This window comes from Pseudomonas sp. PNPG3 (assembly GCF_023093815.1).
Classification (GTDB): domain Bacteria; phylum Pseudomonadota; class Gammaproteobacteria; order Pseudomonadales; family Pseudomonadaceae; genus Aquipseudomonas; species Aquipseudomonas asiatica.
In genome coordinates, this window is sequence record NZ_JALLKV010000001.1 from 311,344 (window position 1) to 329,201 (window position 17,858).

General features: G+C 60.6%; 15 protein-coding genes. 4 read left to right on the forward strand and 11 right to left on the reverse strand.

Annotated features, from left to right (window positions below; translation table 11 throughout):
• Positions 1–66 precede the first annotated feature (66 nt).
• From MJ643_RS01475 to MJ643_RS01495, 5 genes are all read right to left on the reverse strand, one after another.
• A complete protein-coding gene (locus MJ643_RS01475; protein WP_024086851.1) occupies positions 67–576 on the reverse strand; it encodes a GNAT family N-acetyltransferase in 510 nt (169 codons plus the stop codon).
• A gap of 91 nt (positions 577–667) precedes the next feature.
• Complete coding sequence (locus tag MJ643_RS01480; protein WP_247726587.1) at positions 668–3,106, reverse strand: TonB-dependent receptor; 2,439 nt, start codon at positions 3,104–3,106, stop codon at positions 668–670.
• A gap of 77 nt (positions 3,107–3,183) precedes the next feature.
• Positions 3,184–4,017, reverse strand: coding sequence for a FecR domain-containing protein (locus tag MJ643_RS01485; protein WP_013972240.1), 834 nt, complete (start codon positions 4,015–4,017; stop codon positions 3,184–3,186).
• Positions 4,014–4,538, reverse strand: a complete 525-nt coding sequence (locus MJ643_RS01490; protein ID WP_013972239.1) for an RNA polymerase sigma factor — start codon at positions 4,536–4,538, stop codon at positions 4,014–4,016. Before MJ643_RS01490 ends, MJ643_RS01485 begins: the two co-directional genes overlap by 4 nt.
• A 93-nt stretch (positions 4,539–4,631) precedes the next feature.
• Positions 4,632–5,018, reverse strand: a complete 387-nt coding sequence (locus tag MJ643_RS01495; RefSeq protein WP_023660557.1) for a MerR family transcriptional regulator — start codon at positions 5,016–5,018, stop codon at positions 4,632–4,634.
• 73 nt (positions 5,019–5,091) lie between these two features.
• On the opposite strand from MJ643_RS01495, the gene MJ643_RS01500 reads away from it, so the two are divergent.
• From MJ643_RS01500 to MJ643_RS01510, 3 genes are all read left to right on the forward strand, one after another.
• On the forward strand, positions 5,092–6,192 hold the full coding sequence (locus MJ643_RS01500; protein ID WP_023660556.1) for an SDR family oxidoreductase: 1,101 nt from the start codon (positions 5,092–5,094) through the stop codon (positions 6,190–6,192).
• 160 nt (positions 6,193–6,352) lie between these two features.
• Positions 6,353–7,864, forward strand: a complete 1,512-nt coding sequence (locus MJ643_RS01505) for a sensor domain-containing diguanylate cyclase (RefSeq protein ID WP_023660555.1) — start codon at positions 6,353–6,355, stop codon at positions 7,862–7,864.
• A gap of 24 nt (positions 7,865–7,888) precedes the next feature.
• On the forward strand, positions 7,889–8,788 hold the full coding sequence (locus MJ643_RS01510) for an EamA family transporter (RefSeq protein ID WP_023660554.1): 900 nt from the start codon (positions 7,889–7,891) through the stop codon (positions 8,786–8,788).
• A 48-nt stretch (positions 8,789–8,836) separates the two neighbouring features.
• On the opposite strand, the gene MJ643_RS01515 is transcribed toward MJ643_RS01510, so the two are convergent.
• From MJ643_RS01515 to MJ643_RS01530, 4 genes are all read right to left on the reverse strand, one after another.
• A complete protein-coding gene (locus tag MJ643_RS01515) occupies positions 8,837–10,090 on the reverse strand; it encodes an OprD family porin (protein WP_038409385.1) in 1,254 nt (417 codons plus the stop codon).
• Between the two features lie 58 nt (positions 10,091–10,148).
• Positions 10,149–11,453 carry a citrate:proton symporter gene (locus MJ643_RS01520; protein WP_013972233.1) on the reverse strand — a complete coding sequence of 435 codons (1,305 nt, stop codon included), beginning with the start codon at positions 11,451–11,453 and terminating at the stop codon, positions 10,149–10,151.
• Between the two features lie 123 nt (positions 11,454–11,576).
• Positions 11,577–12,890, reverse strand: coding sequence for a C4-dicarboxylate transporter DctA (gene dctA / locus MJ643_RS01525; RefSeq protein WP_003256769.1), 1,314 nt, complete (start codon positions 12,888–12,890; stop codon positions 11,577–11,579).
• A 73-nt stretch (positions 12,891–12,963) separates the two neighbouring features.
• Complete coding sequence (locus MJ643_RS01530) at positions 12,964–14,043, reverse strand: 4-oxalomesaconate tautomerase (protein ID WP_015270082.1); 1,080 nt, start codon at positions 14,041–14,043, stop codon at positions 12,964–12,966.
• Positions 14,044–14,190: 147 nt separating this feature from the next.
• Here MJ643_RS01530 and MJ643_RS01535 point away from each other — a divergent pair, with 147 nt between their 5' ends.
• Complete coding sequence (locus MJ643_RS01535; protein WP_013972231.1) at positions 14,191–15,084, forward strand: LysR family transcriptional regulator; 894 nt, start codon at positions 14,191–14,193, stop codon at positions 15,082–15,084.
• Between the two features lie 60 nt (positions 15,085–15,144).
• Here MJ643_RS01535 and tcuB read toward each other — a convergent pair whose 3' ends face one another.
• Both tcuB and tcuA read right to left on the reverse strand, forming a co-directional pair.
• A complete protein-coding gene (gene tcuB, locus MJ643_RS01540; protein WP_024086849.1) occupies positions 15,145–16,326 on the reverse strand; it encodes a tricarballylate utilization 4Fe-4S protein TcuB in 1,182 nt (393 codons plus the stop codon).
• Positions 16,307–17,761 (reverse strand): FAD-dependent tricarballylate dehydrogenase TcuA, encoded by a 1,455-nt coding sequence (gene tcuA / locus MJ643_RS01545; protein WP_024086848.1) that lies wholly within the window; start codon positions 17,759–17,761, stop codon positions 16,307–16,309. Before tcuA ends, tcuB begins: the two co-directional genes overlap by 20 nt.
• Positions 17,762–17,858: the final 97 nt, after the last annotated feature.

The window sequence follows — 17,858 nt, forward strand, 5'->3', positions numbered from 1 at the left end:
AAAAATGAAAATAGTCAGCCACATCCGAAATCTGTCAAAAACGAATGCGGCTCCAGGACAAAGGGCTTATTGGCTTGCCTCCACCACCTGCTCCTGCTTGAAAATATGGAACCCTCGCGCCTGATAATTTAGAAGCGCGGCAGGATGGTCGAAGGTGCAGGTATGTACCCACACCCGCTCTGTACCGCTCCACTCCCACGCTGCTCGAACAGCGTGACTCAGGAGCGCTCCGCCGAAGCCACACCCCAGGAATTGAGGTGCCAGCCCGAAGTAGCGTATCTCTGCGTTACTGCCATCGGGGCGATAGAGCTCGTAATAGCCGGCTATCGCACCACGGTAATAGGCAACCCAGGTACGGTGGCAATCCTGTTCGACGAGTGCCTGCCAGTCAGAAATCCCCCAGGTGTCAAGATCGCCCCACTCCCAAGGTGTGCCTACCAGCTTGTACAGAAACTGATTGAATTCCGCCTGAGGCACTTCACATTCAATGATCTGGAGTTCGTGAAGCTGTGGTTTTTCCTTCAGCTCGGATGCCGAGACCATTTCCAGATAATAAGTGGTGCAAGACCGTTCCATCGTAGACTCCCTACCCTACAGGCCAGCTATTGGTGTGAAACATGACAATGACCACCGGGGCCGACATCGAGCCCGGTGGGTTTTCACTACCTTACCAATTGTGCGTGTAACTGGCAGTCAATACCGTGCCGGGTGCCGGCAGGTGGCTGGTGTTGTTGTTATTGCGCAGCAACTGGCTGTAGAGCGGGTAGTAGTCGCGGTTGAACAGGTTCTGGATGCCGACGCTCACCTTGTCGTCTGCGGAGATCTGGTACTGGCTGACCAGGTCGACTGTCGTATAACTGCTCACCTGATGTCGACCAAAGCTGTCCACCCCATCGAGCCTGTAGTCCTTGGCATCGAAGAACGTGGCTTGCAAGCGGTTGCTCCAATCCAGGGTCGGCTTGTATTGCACGTAGGCGGTCAGCTTCAGCGGCGGAACGCGATAGCCTGTCATGTCTTGCCAGTCTTTACCGTCCGGTTTTTCTCGTCCGCGCATCCAGGTCGCACTCCCCCCTGCGCCCCACACAACATCGTCCGACAGCCAATCGGCACTGGCTTCAGCACCGTAGATACGCTCCTTGGTGCGGGTCAGAATCAGGCCGTTGTTGAAACTTTGTACATCCCCCAGTTTGGAGGTGGTGTAGAACAGCGCCAGGGTGCCGAGTGTGTTGCTGCCCAGGTCTCCTCGCCAGCCAAGCTCATAGTTGTTGGTCTTGACCGGCTCCAGGTTCGATGCGCCGATGTCGAAGCCACGGCGCGCATTGCGCAGCTGGATGCCCACGTCGGGCAACTGGAAGCCCTGGCTGAAGGAGGCGTAGATTTCCTGGCCAAGTACCGGCGAGTAGACGATGCCCAGGTTCGACAGCACCGCATCGTAATCAATGTCGCCACCCTTCACCGCCACCGGGGAGGCAGCCGTGGATTCGGACAACGGAACGAAGTCATCGAATTCGGCGGTGGAGTATTCGTAGCGCAGGCCGCCGTCGACCGACCAATGCTCATCGAAGCGATGCTGCAGCTGGGCGAAGGCACCGGCGCTTCGCGTCCTCAGCGGGGGCATGTACGTGAGCTTGCCAGTCTTGTCGAAAACCAGGCCGCCACTGGCGTCATAAGCCGCCGGGTCGAAGACATCGAGCGGCATGTCGCTGCGCTCCTGGTTATAGTCACCACCCCACACCAGTTCGGTACTGCCGCTGTCGCCAATCGGCGTGCGCAGGGTCAGGCGGCTTCCGAAGACTTCGCTGTTTTGCATGATCTGGTCAACATTGCCGCCGCGGGTAGCAACGGCACGGGCATCGAACGGGGTGAAGCGTGTGAAGTAGTCCCGGTAGTACATCTGGGCAGAAAGCCGGCTCCCGAGGATGTCGAGATTTTCATACTCCAGGTTCACCAGCGTGTTGCGAATGCGGTTCTGCTCGTCAAGATCCAGGCCCTTGATCGTATTGGCCGGCACAGAGCCAGCAGGGAGTTTCGCGACGCTTGGGTCGGTAGCGTAATCGGTGTCCTGGCGGGCATCGTAGTGGCTGACTGCAAGCTGCACTCGCTGGTTCTCGTCAATGTGCAGCCCCAGCTTGCCGCCAATGTTGTAGATGTTCGAATCGAACAGGTCGCCTTGGCTTGGCTCCGGGGCGATCCGGTCACCGTGCGCATCATACGAGGCACCGATATGACGGGTACCGAAGTCGAACGAGTAGTCCACCGCACCCTGAGAGCCCGCGAAATATTGCTGGAACTGCCCCCCCAGGCCATCGCTGCCAAGGCGGGTCAGCGGCGACGTCGCGCTCAGGCTGGTTTCGGCGCGGTTTTCACCACCCGCGGGCCGTGTGGTAATGGAGATGATGCCCCCCGTGGCGCCGCTGCCGTAGATGGCGCTGCTGCCACGAATGACTTCGACCCGTTCGATCAGTGCCGGGTCGATGTTGGCCAGGTTGCGCGAGGAGTCGCGGTTGGTATTGAGCGGCACCCCGTCGACCATGACCAGCATGCTGCGCCCGCGCAGGGTCCGGCCATACTCGGTGACGGTGCGGCTGGAGTCGGACATGCCGGGAACCGCCTTGGCCAGTACCGTAGCCAGGCTCTCTGACCCCTGGCGCAGCTCCTGCAGTTGTTCATGCTCGAGAATGGTGGATTGCCGCGTCGCGGAAACCAGGCTGCTGCTGGTGCGCGAGGCGGTGATTTCCATCTGGGCCATTTCCACGGGTCCGCTCTGGATTCCAGCACTTGATGCAGGGGTACCCTGCGCGACAATGACGAACGTGCGCTCATCCTTGGCCTGTACCTGCAAGCCACTGTCCTTTAGCAGTGTTTGAAGTGCTTCCTCGGGTGTGAACCGCCCCTTCACCGCAGGCGCGTTTCGGCCTGCACCAAGATCGCTGGCGAAGATGATCTGTACCGAAGATTGCTGTGCGAGTGCGTTGATGGCATCGCCCAGCGGTGCGGCGGGGAGATCCACGTTCACCTTTTCCCGGCCCTGGGCCGACATTGCGATGAGCAGGCTACTGGCAAGCAATGACAGGCGTAGCTGGCGACTGCGGAGGGGAAAATGCACTTCTCGAGTTCCTTTTTGTGGTTGGGCTTTTTCAGTAGCCGCCATGGGGATCGAGAAACCCTACCTGCGCCTGAGAATTATTTTCTTGTCGGTTTGCGTTGAATCCGGACACTGCCGTCCCCTACCTGCAGCACGGCGACAGGCAGAATGCTGGGGAGCAGATCCAGTAGCAGGTCGACATTGCGCGCTTCGAACACCCCCGTCACCTTGAGTGCGGCCAGGCTTGGGTCGCTCAGCTCGATGGGGGCCTTGCGATAGTGGCGCAACAACGACACCGCTTCATCCAGCGGCGTCTGCTCGAACACGATGCGATCATCTTTCCATGCCATCGCCTTGGAGGCGTCAGCCTTTGCAACCGGCATCAGTTGCCCGCCAATCGAGTCGACCTGTTGCCCTGGCGTCAGGGTGACAGGCGCCTGTGCTGCAGCAGCGGTGACGTCCACGCGCCCACGGGCCAGGGTCACACGCACCGCGTCGTTATCCAGCCGGCGGACATTGAACAGCGTACCGAGCACCTCGACTTTCGCGATGCCAGCGGACACTACGAAGGGGCGGTACACGGCCGAGGACACATCGAAAAGCACCTGCCCTGCGCGCAGGTCGACTTCGCGGCTGAGCAGACGCCAACTGATATCGACATGCGTGCCACTGTCGAGCAGCAGCTTGCTTCCATCGCTCAGCAGCACAGCGCGCCGCTCACCAATGGCGGTAGAGAAACGCTCGCTCTTGTAGGCTGGGTTCAGCCACGCCAGGGCCGCAAAGGCGATCGCAACCGCTAGTGTGATACCGGCCGACTTCACCGCTTTGGAGGGCGCTGACCTGGACGGCGGCATGGGGAACAGCTGCTTGAGCTCTTCACGATGTCGCCCCAGTGCCTCGTCCAATGGCACCTGTTCGGGCTGCTTGGTCATGGATGCACCTCATCGCGCCCAAGCCGTTGCCTGCACGCCGCCAACCCCAGGCGCAGATGCTTTTCCACAGTCTTGAGGGAAATACCGAGGCGCGCAGCGACTTCTGCCTGGGGGATTTCGTGAATCTTGTGCATGACGAAAACAGCCTGGCAGCGTGGTGGGAGATCAGCGATAGCGTTGACGAGCAGTTGAAACTCGCGCGCGCTGTCATACCTGGTCACCGGGGTGGCTGCCGGGCAGGCCACCTCTGGCAGCTCGGAAATTGCCTCTACCCAGGCGCCTCGGCGCCGATCGCTACGATAGCGGCTCACGGCGGTGTCGTGGGAGATTTTTCGTAGCAGGGCCAGTGGGGTTCTGACGTCTTCTTTCTCACCGCGCTCAAGCAACTGCACACACACGTCATGCACTACATCGCGCGCCATGCTTCTGTCGCCGAAGCGTCGGCGAATGTGGTCCACCAGCTCGTCATAGTGACGGACCAATGTAGACAGCAGCGACGGTTTGGCGGGATCGAACGACACGATGCATCCTGGATAAGAGGTAGGCCTCGAAAACAAGACACAAGTGTAAATGAGAAATAATTGCGAATAAACAAGCTACAGCATCGAGCCATGCTAAACCGAGAGAGGGCGAGGAATGGTCAGACCGTTGGCAATGGCACTGGCTTCCAGCTTTGCACGCTCCGCATCCAGAAAGACATAGGCGGCTTGCAGCGTGTTGATCTTCGCTTGAATTTCAGCCATCTTGCCGGCTACCAACATCGCGCCTTGGGCGCAATCGATCGTGTTACCGCGCTTGGCCGCAAGGATGTCGCCAATCTCGGCGAGCGAAAAACCGCCGCTCTGGGCACTTTGAATAAAGGCCAGGTCAACAACGGTCTGGTCGCTGTAGCTGCGGTAATTGTTGGCTTGGCGATGGGCCACGATAAGCCCGAGTTGCTCGTAATAACGCAGTGTATGGCGGCCCACCCCACTCCGGCGCTCCAACTCTCCGACATTCACGATAAAAATTCCTTGACTGTAGAGTAGGCTCTACACCTTAGCCTGCGCCGATCATCCAGACAAGGATTCAGATATGAGCGTGGAATGCTTCGTCACTGGCGGCAGTGGGTTTGTGGGTCAACATCTGCTGGCCCATCTTACCGCGACAGGGCACAAGACCTGGGTGCTCATGCGCAACCCTGCAAACATCGAACGCCTCAAAGAGCAGGTAGGCCAGCTGGGAGGTAATCCCGCGTATTTAAACGCAGTTGAAGGAGACATCAGCAGGGATGGGCTTGGACTCAGCGAAGCAGACAGGCAATGCGTAACTTCGGCCGCGGTGGTCTTTCACCTCGCGGCGCAGTTTACCTGGGGCCTTACAATGGAACAGGCCCGCGCAGTCAACGTACAAGGGGCGCTGAGGGTCGCCAGGCTTGCGGCGAGCCAGCGTATCCGCTTGCTAATGGCTGGCGGTTATATGCTGCAGAACCTTACCCATCTTGCAAGTATCGGGGTTGATAACGCGCACCCTGAAAACACCAATTGGCCTGCAGTATATGGCCGTGTCGGGGGCTACGAAGGCAGCAAGCTGGAGTCCCATTTCGCAGTCATCCGTTACATGCAGGAGGTAGGCGCAGATTACTCGATCGTTCATCCTGCTACGGTATGTGGTCACAGCGAGAGTGGGCATATCCCTGAAGGTCAACCTCTGGTGGACCTCATCAGAAACCTGGCACTGGGCCGGTTCAAGGCTGTCCCCGGTTCCGCCAGGCACTGGTTGCCGCTGGTCAGCGTTGATTACCTGGTAAAGATGATGACGTGCGTGGCGTTCGACCCATCAATGGTCAACCGGCAGGTCCTGGCGCTGTATGAGTACACGCCGAACCTGCAGGGTATGCTTGAGCAAATGGCACAAACGCTGGATATAGAGCCCCCCCGCCGCCATGTACCCATAGGGTTGCTGAAGTGGCTGTTGGCGATTCCAGGACTGGCCAACCGATTATCGATCAGCGCGGAGTCACTGAACTTCATCCAGACGCAGCGGTTCGACATGAACGACAGCCAGCAACTGGAACGAAAGTATCAGTTGGCCCATCCCGACATGACGCGAACTTTGGAAAAGACGGTGCGCTACGTTGAGGGCTACTTGCCCAATCGTCATGTTCATACTTCTGCATATCCTGCCGGAAGATAACAAACGGGTTCTGACAGAACGCGTGATTCTGTCGAACATTCCAGCAACTTCGGTGTTATATTGTTGCACATGAACCGATTGGTTACTTTCTGACCGTCCGGTTAGCTAAAGCGTGTCGACGCTCAACTTGGTCTTTAGGGAAAAAGGCGTGTGAATTGACGTGAAGCGTGACATCCACCTCGTTGTGCTACTGCTATCGGTCATCGGTTGTTCTCTCGCCTCGCTAACGCTGTGGAAGGTCATGGCTTCTCGCGAGCGTGCCCTGGAAGACATCAATGTCCATGGCCTTAACCTGACCCAGGCATTGTCCACCTATTCGGAAGGTATTGTCCGTCAGAGCTCAATGCTGCTGCTCGGGCTGGTCGAGCGCCTGGAAACCGAGGGCTCGGGACCTGCGCAGATCGAGCGGCTGGATCAACTGGTCAAGCGCCAGCAACCATTGATGCCGCCAATGAGCGGTATCATGATCTACGCCAGGGACGGACGCTGGCTGATGTCGTCCAACCAGCCGACCCCCGTCGGTGCCAACAGCAGCGACCGCGCCTTTTTCATACACCATCGTGACGACCCGTCCCGCGACCCTTTCATCGGCCTGCCAATCCGTAGCCGCGTCAACCAGGAATGGGTGATCACCATCAGCCGGCGGTTCAACGATGACCATGGCGAATTCGCCGGCGTTGTCGCCATGACGCTTGGCGTGGAGAACTTCCTGCAGCTATTCGGCAAACTCGATGTCGGCCATGAGGGTGCCATCGGGCTGGCCTATACCGACGGTTCCATGCTGGTGCGCTACCCGTTTCGGGAACAGGACATGGGGCGCAACTTTTCGAAGTCGCCCATCTTTACCAAGTATCTCGTCGACCAGTCAGCAGGCACTGCATCGTTCACCTCCAGCCTGGACGGCGTGGAGCGCCTCTATGCGTTTCGCAAGAGCGACAAGCTACCTTTGGTGACAACGGTCGCGCTGGGCAAGCAGGAGGCACTCTCGGCCTGGCGGCTCGAGGCGCTGCTGTCAACGCTGGTGGTCGCTGTGCTGCTGGCACTGACCGGGGCCATTGGCTGGCTGTTGATTCGCGCCATGAGCCGGCGAAATGCGGTCGAAAGCGAGCTTCGACTGACCCAGCAACGGCTACTCGACAGCAACCAGCAGCTCGAGAGCCTGGCGATGCACGATGCGCTCACGGGGCTTGCCAACCGGCGCTGCTTTGACGAAGCGCTGACTCAGGAAATCCGCACGGCCCATCGCAATGGCACCACGCTGGCTTTGCTGATGATCGACATCGATCATTTCAAACCCTACAACGACACCTACGGGCATCCGGCGGGCGATGCCTGCCTGCAGCAGATAGCCTCCCTGCTCTCTTCCTGCATTCGCCGCCCTCGCGACCTGCTGGCACGCTACGGGGGTGAGGAAATGGCGGTAATCCTGCCCGATACCGACAACGATGGAGCGGCCGTCGTCGCCAGGCTGATGCTCGAGCGCCTGGCCTTGCAAGCCATCCCTCACAACGGCAGCCCATTCGGACACATAACCGCCAGTATCGGCATCGCCTGCTCCGAAGGTACGGCCCTGGACAGCGCGCCATCACTGATTGAGCGCGCCGACCGGGCGCTCTATATCGCCAAGCAGGCCGGCCGCAATCGCCTCCATGTCGACCGGGCGAAGACATAAAACCAAATAACAAGGAATGTATAAATGCAATCTCATTTCAGCAAAGGCTTGCTCTTTGCACTCTGCGCCGCTGCACTGAATGCAACGATCGGTGTACTCAGCAAGGTATTGATGAACAGCGGATTCAGCTCCAGCAGCATCGCCCTGATAAAAACAGTCCTCGGCTGCCTGTTGCTGTCAGCACTGCTACTGTTCCTCAAGCGGCCACTGCATACGGCCAAATGGTTCCATGCCGCCGTTTGCGCCTTTCTCGGCATTTTTGTGCTGTTCCACTTTGAGACTTCGGCCTATAGCCATTACGCCGCGGCAGGCGTCGTGGTGATCCTGATGGCAAGCGCCTCCATTTCTTCGATATTACTGGGACGGATAGTCCTCAAGGATCCAATCACCGCCAATGCGACAGTAGGCGCCGGTTTGACCATAGCTGGTATTGCCGTGATTTTTGGAGCCGACCTGGACCAAGGCTTCACGCTGCAAGGCGCAATGCTTGCTGCGACTGGGGGCTGCGGCTACGGTGCATTTTCAGTTGCCATGAAGCGCATGGGCGTTTCCGGGGGGCTGCATTTCACTCGGCAACTCTTGTTTTTCGGCAGCCTCTACCTGCTGATGCCGGCTGCAACCGATGGGTTCATCATTGGTGAACTGTCGCCGGGAGCGGTCCTGGCATTGCTGGCGCTGGCTGCGTTGCCGACTATCCTCGGCTTCTTCTGTACCACCAAGGCCATCGAGTACCTGAAACCCTCGCAAGTCCAGGCGCTGGAGCTGACCGAGCCGCTGTTTGCCGCACTGCTGGCGTTCGTGGTGCTCAATGAAGTACCGCGGGACACGTTGTACCTGGGGGCCGGGCTGATTCTCTTCGGCCTGTGCTTCTCCAATGAGCTGATCCGACTTGGCAAGAAAGCGCCACAGCCGTCCAAAGCATGAAACGCGTGCGAGCAAGCACCTCGAGGCATGCATGCTCGCACGGCCGCATTACCAGATCGCAATATCGTAGGTCAGGTAGATCCGGTTGCTGTCGCGCCCTCGGGAAAAGTCAGAGCGGTAGACGTAGTTGCGAAGCTTCACACCCAGACCTTTCACAGGCCCGGATTGCACCACGTAGGCAAGCTCCACATCACGCTCCCACTCGCTGAGCCCGGCTTCACCGGAACGACCGTTGTCCCCGCTCAGGTAACGCGCCATGAAGGTCAGCCCGGGCACACCGGCCGCTGCAAAGTTGTAGGCGTAGCTCGCCATCCAGGTTTTCTCTTCCTCCTCGATGAACTTGCCTATGCCAACGTTACTGAACGAGTAAACCGTCGCGCCGCTGATGTACGGCAGCCCTGCCTCGCCGTCGAGCACCTGGTAACCGGCACCGACAGTGTGCCCGGAGTGGGTATAGGACAACTGCCCGCTGAACATGTCATTGTCGATCTGGCCGCCATGAGCGGCTCCGCTGTCGCGGCTCTTGAAATAGCGCAAGTCGGTGGTGAACACCCCTCCACCCAACGGCAGGTCGTGTACCAGGCCGGCATAGTCCTGGCGATAGAAGTGTTCGAGCTGGCCGTGGAAATAGCTCAGGCGCAGCTGCTTGCTGACGGCATAGTCGGCCCCGGCAAAGTTGAAATCGCCAGACTCGCCGCCACCATAACCATCCAGGAACAGACCGGTGCTGTCCGAGGAGTCCCGCTGCTTGAAGCGGTCCAGGTGGCCGGCGGTCAGGGTCAGGCCATCGACATCGGTACTGGTCAGCTGCGTACCCTGGTAGGTCTGAGGCAACAATCGTGCATCGTTGTACACCAACACCGGTGTCTTGGGCAGCAAGGTGCCATGCTTGACGATGGTCTGCCCCAGTCGAGCTTTGGCGGTTACCCCGGCACTGGCGAACTCGTCCGCGGCACGGCCATCGTCATGCACCGGCAGCAAGCCGGTACCGCTGCGGCCGCGGCCCGAATCGAGCCGTACGCCTACAAGCCCCAAGGCATCGAGCCCCAGGCCCAGCGGGCCTTGGGTGAACCCTGATTGGTAGTCGAGCAGAAAACCCTGCGCCCATTCCACCCGCTCGCTCTTTGCAGTTGCAGCAGCGCGGGCGCTCATGCCTTGTTCGTCGCGGAAGTTTTCGTTGAAGTAAACGTTGCGCAGCTGCAGCTTGAGCTTGCCGTCGTCGATGAATCCGGCAGCGCCGGCCACAGGCAGCCAGCCGCAAAGCAGGCCACAGGTGGCCCGGCGGAAAACAATTCGGGACATTTTCGATACTCTGTTGTTGTTCTTGGATGAGGTGGGCGCCAGCGGCGCCCGAAGCAGATCAGACGAAGAAGGACAAGGCACCCGTGACCAAGGCCAGTGCGGTGATGACCAGTGATGTCAGCACCGCCCATTTCACGGTGGCCTTCTGGAAGTCGCCGATGTCGCGATCGACCATGCCCACCAGCAGCAAGGTCGAGGCCACCAGCGGGCTCATCAGGTGCACTGGCTGCCCCAGCACCGAGGCGCGGGCGATTTCAACCGGGTCGATGCCGTAGGCGGCCGCAGCGTTGGCAAGGATCGGCACCACGCCAAAGTAGTAAGCGTCGTTGGACAGTACGAAGGTCAGCGGCATGCTGGTCAGCGCCACCACCAGCGGGAACCAGTGGCTCCACGCCTCGGGAATCCAGTCGACCAGGGTCTGAGCCAGCGCATCGACCATCTTGGTACCCGAGAAGATCCCCGCGAAGATGCCTGCGGCGAATACCAGCAGTACCACTGTCATGGCATTGCCAGAATGGGCGAGGATGCGCTCTTTCTGCAGATCCAGCTGCGGGTAGTTGATCATCAGCGCCGCGACGAAACCGATCATGAACAACAGTGCGGAATGCATCACGCCCATCACCAGCGCTGCCATGACGGCAATCACCAGCACCAGGTTCACATACGCCAGGCGTGGGCGCTTATGTGGGCTCTCGCCGAGGATTTCCTTGATGTAGCAGTTGCCGCCACCCGACTCCAGGGCGATGTTACCGATGCGTCGGCGCTCGGCGCGGCCCAGCAGGAACGCGGTGAACACTACCCAGGCCGCACCGCCGATCACGGTCGGCAGCATCGGGATGAAATACTCGGTCGCATCCAGCCCGAGCGCGGCAATGGCCCGGGTGGCCGGCCCACCCCAAGGGCTCATGCCACTCATGATGCTCAGCGACAGCATGGATACCGTGGCCAGGATCATTGGGTTCATGCCGATGCGCTTGTACAGCGGCAGCATGGCCGCGCAGGTGATCATGTAGGTGGTGGTGCCGTCACCGTCGAGCGCCACCAGCAGCGACAGCAGCGCGGTACCGATGGCGATCTTGACCGGGTCGCCATTGACGCGCTTGAGGATCTTGCGGATCAGCGGGTCGAACAGGCCGGCATCGATCATCAGGCCGAAGAACAGGATGGCGAACAACAACAGGGCCGCCGAGGGCGCCACCATTTTCAAGCCATCGAGCATCATCTTGCCCAGCTCGGGGGCGAAGCCGCCGATCACTGCAAAGACAATGGGTACCACGGTGAGCGCAACGATTGGCGACAGGCGTTTGCTCATGATCAGGTAGGTGAAGGTCACCACCATGATCAGGCCCAGGAGTGCGAGCATGGTCTTTTCTCTTGTTTTTATTCTATTGCGGCCATCGGCAAGGCAGACGGCCCCCTACCCCACTCGGCATCGCAGGGATGCTGAGTGGGATTCTAAGTCAACTATGGAAGGTGAAGAGGCTTTTCAGCCGTGATGCCGAGGCTCGGCAGACCAGTCGGCCTGCGCAATATCCGCCTCGTCCGGTGCAGCCGGAATGCCGTTCAGGCGGCGCAGCAAGGTTTCCCGCTCACAGGCATTCTCCGACAGCGAGATGACCACCGTGGCCACGGCATTGCTGGCCAGGCTGGTCAGGGCACGCGCCTCGGACATGAAGCGATCGATGCCGATCAGCAAGGCAAGCCCTGCCAACGGGATGTCGTGAATGACGGTCAAGGTCGAAGCCAGCGCAACGAAACCACTACCGGTCACACCCGCCGCGCCTTTTGACGACAACAGCATGATTGCCAGCATCGTCACCGTCTGGCCAAGGCTCAGGTCGATGTTGCAAGCTTGAGCGATGAAGACCGCCGCCAACGACAGGTAGATGGCAGTACCGTCGAGGTTGAAGGAGTAACCGGTTGGCAGTACCAGCCCGACCACACCTTTCTTGCAGCCCAGTTTCTCCAGCTTTTCCAGCATGCGCGGCAGTACAGGCTCGGTGGACGAGGTGCCGAGCACCACCAGAAACTCCTCGCGGAAATAGCGCAGCAGCTTCCACAAGCTGAAGCCATGGGCACGGCAGATGCCGCCAAGCACCACCAGCACGAAAAACGCACAGGCGATGTAGAGCGTACCTACCAGCTTGGCCAGTGCACCCAGGGACGTCACGCCATACTGCCCGACGGTGAAGGCCAGGGCACCGAAGGCGCCGACCGGTGCGAAACGCATCAGGTAGCCAAAGATGCGAAACACCATGGTCGAGGCAGACTCCAGCACATCGAGTACCGGCTTGCCCTTCTCGCCCATCGAAGACAAGGCGAAGCCGCTGAGCACCGCGATGAACAGCACTGGCAACACTTCACCCTTGTTGAACGCCCCGATGAACGTGTCGGGAATGATATGCATGAAGAAGTCGACCACGCTGAGCTTCGCCGCAGATGCGGCGTACTGGCCGAGCCCCGCAGTGCTGAGAGTGGCAGGGTCGATGTTCATGCCGACACCTGGGCGGAACAGGTATACCGCTGCCAGGCCGATCATCAGGCTGATGACAGTCAATACCAGGAACAGCAGCAAGGTCTTGCTCATCAAACGCCCGAGGGAGCGCTTGTCGGTCATCCCGGCGATACCGGTGACGATAGTGCAGAAAACCACCGGCGCGATCATCATCTTGATCAGCTTGATGAACGCATCACCCAGGGGCTTGAGCGCAACGGCCTGTTGCGCCCAGAAGTGACCGACCACCACGCCCAGCAGGACGGCGCAGAGGATCTGGAAGTACAGCGATTTGGCGAGTCTCATGAGGCATCACCCATTGTTGAAATTGTGCGGATGCGCTTGTTGCGAATGTACAGGTCTGGACTACCGCCTGGGCCTACCCCGCCAACCTGCGGAATGTAGGCGCGTAAACGAAGCCTGAGAACAACCGCCGGGCAGTTCGCACCACAGAGGCCTGAATCGTCTTGCCATCTGCGCCACTGCGCGACAGCGCGACATCGATACCGCCACTTGGATGTTCCAGACGCACTTCGGTCAACTGCACGGCGCCCTCGCCCAGCAGATCGCCGATCACCGTACCTGGGCTGACGCAGGCAGTCGCCAGCCCTATCGCTCCGGTGATGGCCAAGGCGCGGTGGCAGTTGTGCGGCATGAAGTAGCGAACCTGCAACGTGCCGTCATAACGGGGCTTGGACACCAGCACAGGCTTGGGGATGACCATGCCGCTGACATCACCCAGGCCCATGGCCTTGCCGGCCTTCAGGCGCAACGCCTCGAGGCGCTCGAGCAGTTCGCCGTTGGCGTCGAGTTCGGCCGGGGATTCCGAGCCGGTGACGCCCAGCTGGCTGGCTTCCACCACCATCATCGGCATGGCCATGTCGATGCAGGTGACTGCAACGCCGTCAATCACATCCTTGGCCTTGCCAGTCGGGAACAGTTTGCCGGTCTTGCTGCCGACCGCATCGAGGAAGGTCAGGTGTACCGGGGCGGCAGTGCCCGGTACGCCATCGATCGCCGTGCGGCCTTCATAGCGCACGATGCCGCCGGGGGTTTCCACCAGCGAATTGACGAAAGTGCCGGTGTTGAGGTTGCGAATACGCACCAGCGTCTTGCCGTCCTGGCCTTTGACAAGACCTTGCTCAATGGCGAACGGGCCAACGGCGCACAGCATGTTGCCGCAGTTGGGCGCGGTATCGACCCGGCGCTGGGCGACCATGACCTGCACGAACAGGTAGTCGACGTCGGCGTCGGCATGCAGCGAGGGGCTGACAATCGCTACCTTGCTGGTCTGCGGGCTACCGCCACCGATGCCGTCGATTTCCAGTTCATGCCCGGAACCCATCAGGTTGATCAGCAATTCGTCGCGTTCGACCACATTGGCAGGAAGGTCCCATGCATGGAAAAAGGGGCCCTTGGAGGTGCCACCGCGCATGAGTACGCAAGGAATTCGTTGCATGATTTCGCACTCTTGTTGATCAATGGACATCATTGATGCTGTGGACAAAAGATTGACAGGGATGGATAAATCAATCCAATGCAAATATCGTAGTTATTGTTCCGATTTAAGCATCAATACCGAACCCAATGCCAAGAGCGATCCGAGATGGAATATGAGCTGCAAGACATACGATCTTTCGTGAAAATCGCCGAACTCGGCAGCTTCCACGAAGCCGCAGAAGCGCTGCACCTGTCCCAGCCCGCCTTGAGCCGACGGATCAAGAAGCTCGAGGAAGGCTTGGGCACTTCGTTGCTGGAACGCACTACTCGTCGGGTCAGCCTGACCAGCGTCGGGCGTGACTTCCTGCCCAAGGCCAGGCGCCTGCTGGATGACTTCGAAGACTCGATCCTGAGCATTCGCGAACTCGCAGAACGACAGACCGGCCAGGTAACCCTCGCCTGTATTCCGACCGCAGCGTTCTATTTCCTGCCATCGGTGATCCGCGACTACAACGAGCAATACCCCAAGATTCGCATTCGTCTGCTGGACCTCAGTGCCAACGACGGGCTCGAAGCCGTGCTGCGGGGTGAAGCCGATTTCGGCATCAACATGATGAGTGGCCAGCACCCGGACATCGAGTTCGTCTCCTTGGTACAGGAGCACTTCGTGCTGGCCTGCCGCAGGGACCACAAGCTGGCGAACCGTGAGGCCGTCACCTGGACAGAACTGGCCGACTACCGCCTGATCGGCGTAGGCCGGCTTAGCGGTAACCGGATGCTGCTGGACCATGCCCTGTCCGGGCTCAACCTGCGGCCCAAGTGGTTCTATGAGGTTCAGCACCTGTCCACTTCGCTGGGCATGGTCGAGGCCGGGCTGGGCGTGTCGGCCATGCCCAGCCTGGCCATGCCCAGCGCCGACCACCCGACGCTGGTCAGCGTGCCGCTGATCGAGCCCCAGGTAACCCGCACCCTGGGGTTGGTCTACCGCAGAGGGGCGTCGCTGTCGCCGGCAGCGGAGAAGTTCGTGTCGATCCTGCTGGACAAGTGGCCCAACCGTTGAACGAAATGCCTTGCTTCCGGCTCGGCACGGCGCAGGGGAAATACGGGCTGAGTTCATGGTTCACTCCCCGCCCAGGCCCAGCTTGTTGGGCCGGCGCTTCTCGAGTGCAAACTTGAGCAGTGCCGCGCTGCGGAACAGGCCATGGGCAAACTTGCCATAGGGCAGCGTGATGAACAGCGCCATCACCGTCCCCAGGTGAAGCGCCAGCACGATCGCCATCGCGGCGGTATCACGCAGGCCCAGCAAGGCGAGGCCTGTGGCGCTGACCAACAGCAGAAGCAGAATGAAGGCCCGGTCCATGGGGCGCTGGGCCACATCGCCCTGCTCCGGCGCCCTGCGCAGGTTCAGCGCCAGCAACCCGGCCGGCCCGACAATCAAGCCAATTCCGCCCAGGGTTCCGAGCAACACCGGTGCACTCAGCAGCGGGTACGGCGCCTGCTGGCCCAGCAGGTAGTGATAACCGGTGGCGACCACCGTGGCGGCAAAGCACAGCATGAAGCCGTAGAAGGTGAAGTGATGGAAGCGACGGCGCCAGAGCGTGTAGCGATCATCGGCATTGTTGCAACCTTGGCCGTGCCCACCGTCGAGGTATTTCAGGGTCAACACCGCGCTTGATGCCTCGAACACCGCCCCTTTGGCCGGTTGCGCCAGCGCCTCGGCAGGCGAGACCGAGCGCCAGAAGCGACGTACCGCCACCGCCAGGGCCAGCGCTGCAGCGGCAAAGACGCTACCGAACATCAGTGCCAGGGTGTTGTGCGGGAAGACCGCATAGAAATTCCCAGCCAACCGCCCGGGCAGCAGCGTGCCGTTGACGAACAAGGTCAGCAGCAGGAACAGCGACAAGGCTACGGCCAATGCACTGGCGACATAGGTGCCGTTGTGCCTGTACAGCCGCCCGAAGAGGGCCGGCCAGGCGTACTCGGCGTAGGTCTGCCCGCGCACCTTGGCCATCGCCTGGGGCACGTTCACCGCGAATTCGTGGGGCTGCGCGTACTGGCAGGCATGCAGGCAGGCGCCGCAGTTGTGGCACAGGTTGGCCAGGTAATGGATATCGGCCTTGCCGAACTCCAGCCTGCGGGTCATCGCCGGGAAAACGGCGCAAAAGCCCTCGCAGTAACGGCAGGCATTGCAGATCCGCATTTGCCGGTCCACTTCCTGCTCCTCGACGTTCAACACCGGGATCAGTTCGAGGGCCGGCCCGGCGGTGTCAGGCTGGCGTGGCTCAGGCAGTTGCGCAGTCATGGCTCTTCTCTTTTTCTGGATGTTCGTAACCCGCCGCCGCAGCAGCGCTGGTCCCGGCAATACGGCCGAAGGCGGTGCCAATGGACATGCCGACGCCTGCGGTGTAGCCCTTGCCCAGTACATTGCCCGCCATCATTTCGCCGGCAACGAACAGGTTCGGGCTGGGACGCCCGTCGAAATGGACGGCGGCGGTTTCATCGGTGCGCAGCCCCAGGTAGGTGAAAGTCACGCCAGGGCGCAGCGGGTAGCCGTAGTAAGGCGGCGTATCGATCGGGCGCGCCCAGTGGCTCTTCGCCGGTTCCAGGCCTGCGGTGTGGCAGTCGTCCAGCCGGGTGTGGTCGAAAGTGCCCACCTGGCAGGCTCGGTTGTAGGCATGCACGGTTTCCAGGAAGGCCTGCACAGGCAAACCGAGCAGGCCGCCCAACGCCTCCAGGCTATCGGCAGTGGCGCCTGGAAAAACCGGTGGCATGAAGCGCCCGAGGGCTTTCTGGTCGATGATAGAGAACCCCACCTGCCCAGGCTGATGCGCCACCAGGCGCCCCCAGATGGCATAGCGCTTGGGCCAGAAATCCTCGCCTTCATCGTAGAAGCGCTGGCCATCGCGGTTGACCACCACGCCCAGCGACACACAATCGATGCGCGTGCAAATGCCGCCGTCGTACAACGGCGCACGAGCATCGATCGCCACCATGTGCGCCTGGGTCGGGTCGCCAATCGTGTCGGCGCCCTGTTCGATCATGCGGCGCAACAGCACCCCGTCATTGAAGCGCGTGCCACGGATCAGGAAATTGTCCGAAGGCCACTCCCCTCGCTCGTTCTGCCCCCACGCCTCGCGCAACCACTCACGGTTGGACTCGAAGCCGCCGGCGGCAAGCACACAGGTACGCGCCTCGATGCGCTCGGCAGGCAGGTGTCGCCCCTGAACCTCACGCGCCGGCACATGGGCCGCGACGAAGCGTCCGCCCTGCAGTTCGATGTCGGCTACTGGCGTGTCGTAGCGTATCTGTACGCCAAGGTTTTCGGCGCTGCGAAAGTAGGCATTGACCAGTGCCTTGCCACCGCCCATGAAGAAGGCGTTGGTCCTTGCTGTGTGCAGCGCACCGGACAATGAGGGCTGAAAATGCACGCCATGGCGGCGCATCCACCCGCGACAACTGGAGGACGCGCGAATCACCAGCCGCGCAAGCTTTTCGTCGGTCTGGCCACCGGTAACCTTCAGCAGGTCCTGCCAGAATTCTTCTTCCGGGTATGCCTCGACCAACACATCCTGCGGGCCATCATGCATGCACCTCAAGTTACGCGTGTGTTGTGAGTTGCCACCACGCCAGGCGCGGGGTGCGGCCTCGAGCAGCAGCACGCTGGCTCCGGCCTCTCGCGCCATCAGCGCGGCACAGAGGGCGGCATTGCCCCCTCCGATGACTAGCACATCGATCATTTCGCCTCCAGATCACGAAGAGCCGAATGTTCGGCTGCTCCTCGTGACCGGGGACTTTAATGAGCGCCCGCAGACCGCGAAACGCGATGGTCGGGGG

Coding starts and splice junctions, on each gene's coding strand:
- MJ643_RS01475 (WP_024086851.1), bottom strand. CDS start 576: ATGGAACGGTCTTGCACCACTTATTATCTGGAAATGGTCTCGGCATCC.
- MJ643_RS01485 (WP_013972240.1), bottom strand. CDS start 4,017: ATGACCAAGCAGCCCGAACAGGTGCCATTGGACGAGGCACTGGGGCGA.
- MJ643_RS01500 (WP_023660556.1), top strand. CDS start 5,092: ATGAGCGTGGAATGCTTCGTCACTGGCGGCAGTGGGTTTGTGGGTCAA.
- MJ643_RS01510 (WP_023660554.1), top strand. CDS start 7,889: ATGCAATCTCATTTCAGCAAAGGCTTGCTCTTTGCACTCTGCGCCGCT.
- MJ643_RS01515 (WP_038409385.1), bottom strand. CDS start 10,090: ATGTCCCGAATTGTTTTCCGCCGGGCCACCTGTGGCCTGCTTTGCGGC.
- MJ643_RS01520 (WP_013972233.1), bottom strand. CDS start 11,453: ATGCTCGCACTCCTGGGCCTGATCATGGTGGTGACCTTCACCTACCTG.
- dctA (WP_003256769.1), bottom strand. CDS start 12,890: ATGAGACTCGCCAAATCGCTGTACTTCCAGATCCTCTGCGCCGTCCTG.
- MJ643_RS01530 (WP_015270082.1), bottom strand. CDS start 14,043: ATGCAACGAATTCCTTGCGTACTCATGCGCGGTGGCACCTCCAAGGGC.
- MJ643_RS01535 (WP_013972231.1), top strand. CDS start 14,191: ATGGAATATGAGCTGCAAGACATACGATCTTTCGTGAAAATCGCCGAA.
- tcuB (WP_024086849.1), bottom strand. CDS start 16,326: ATGACTGCGCAACTGCCTGAGCCACGCCAGCCTGACACCGCCGGGCCG.
- tcuA (WP_024086848.1), bottom strand. CDS start 17,761: ATGATCGATGTGCTAGTCATCGGAGGGGGCAATGCCGCCCTCTGTGCC.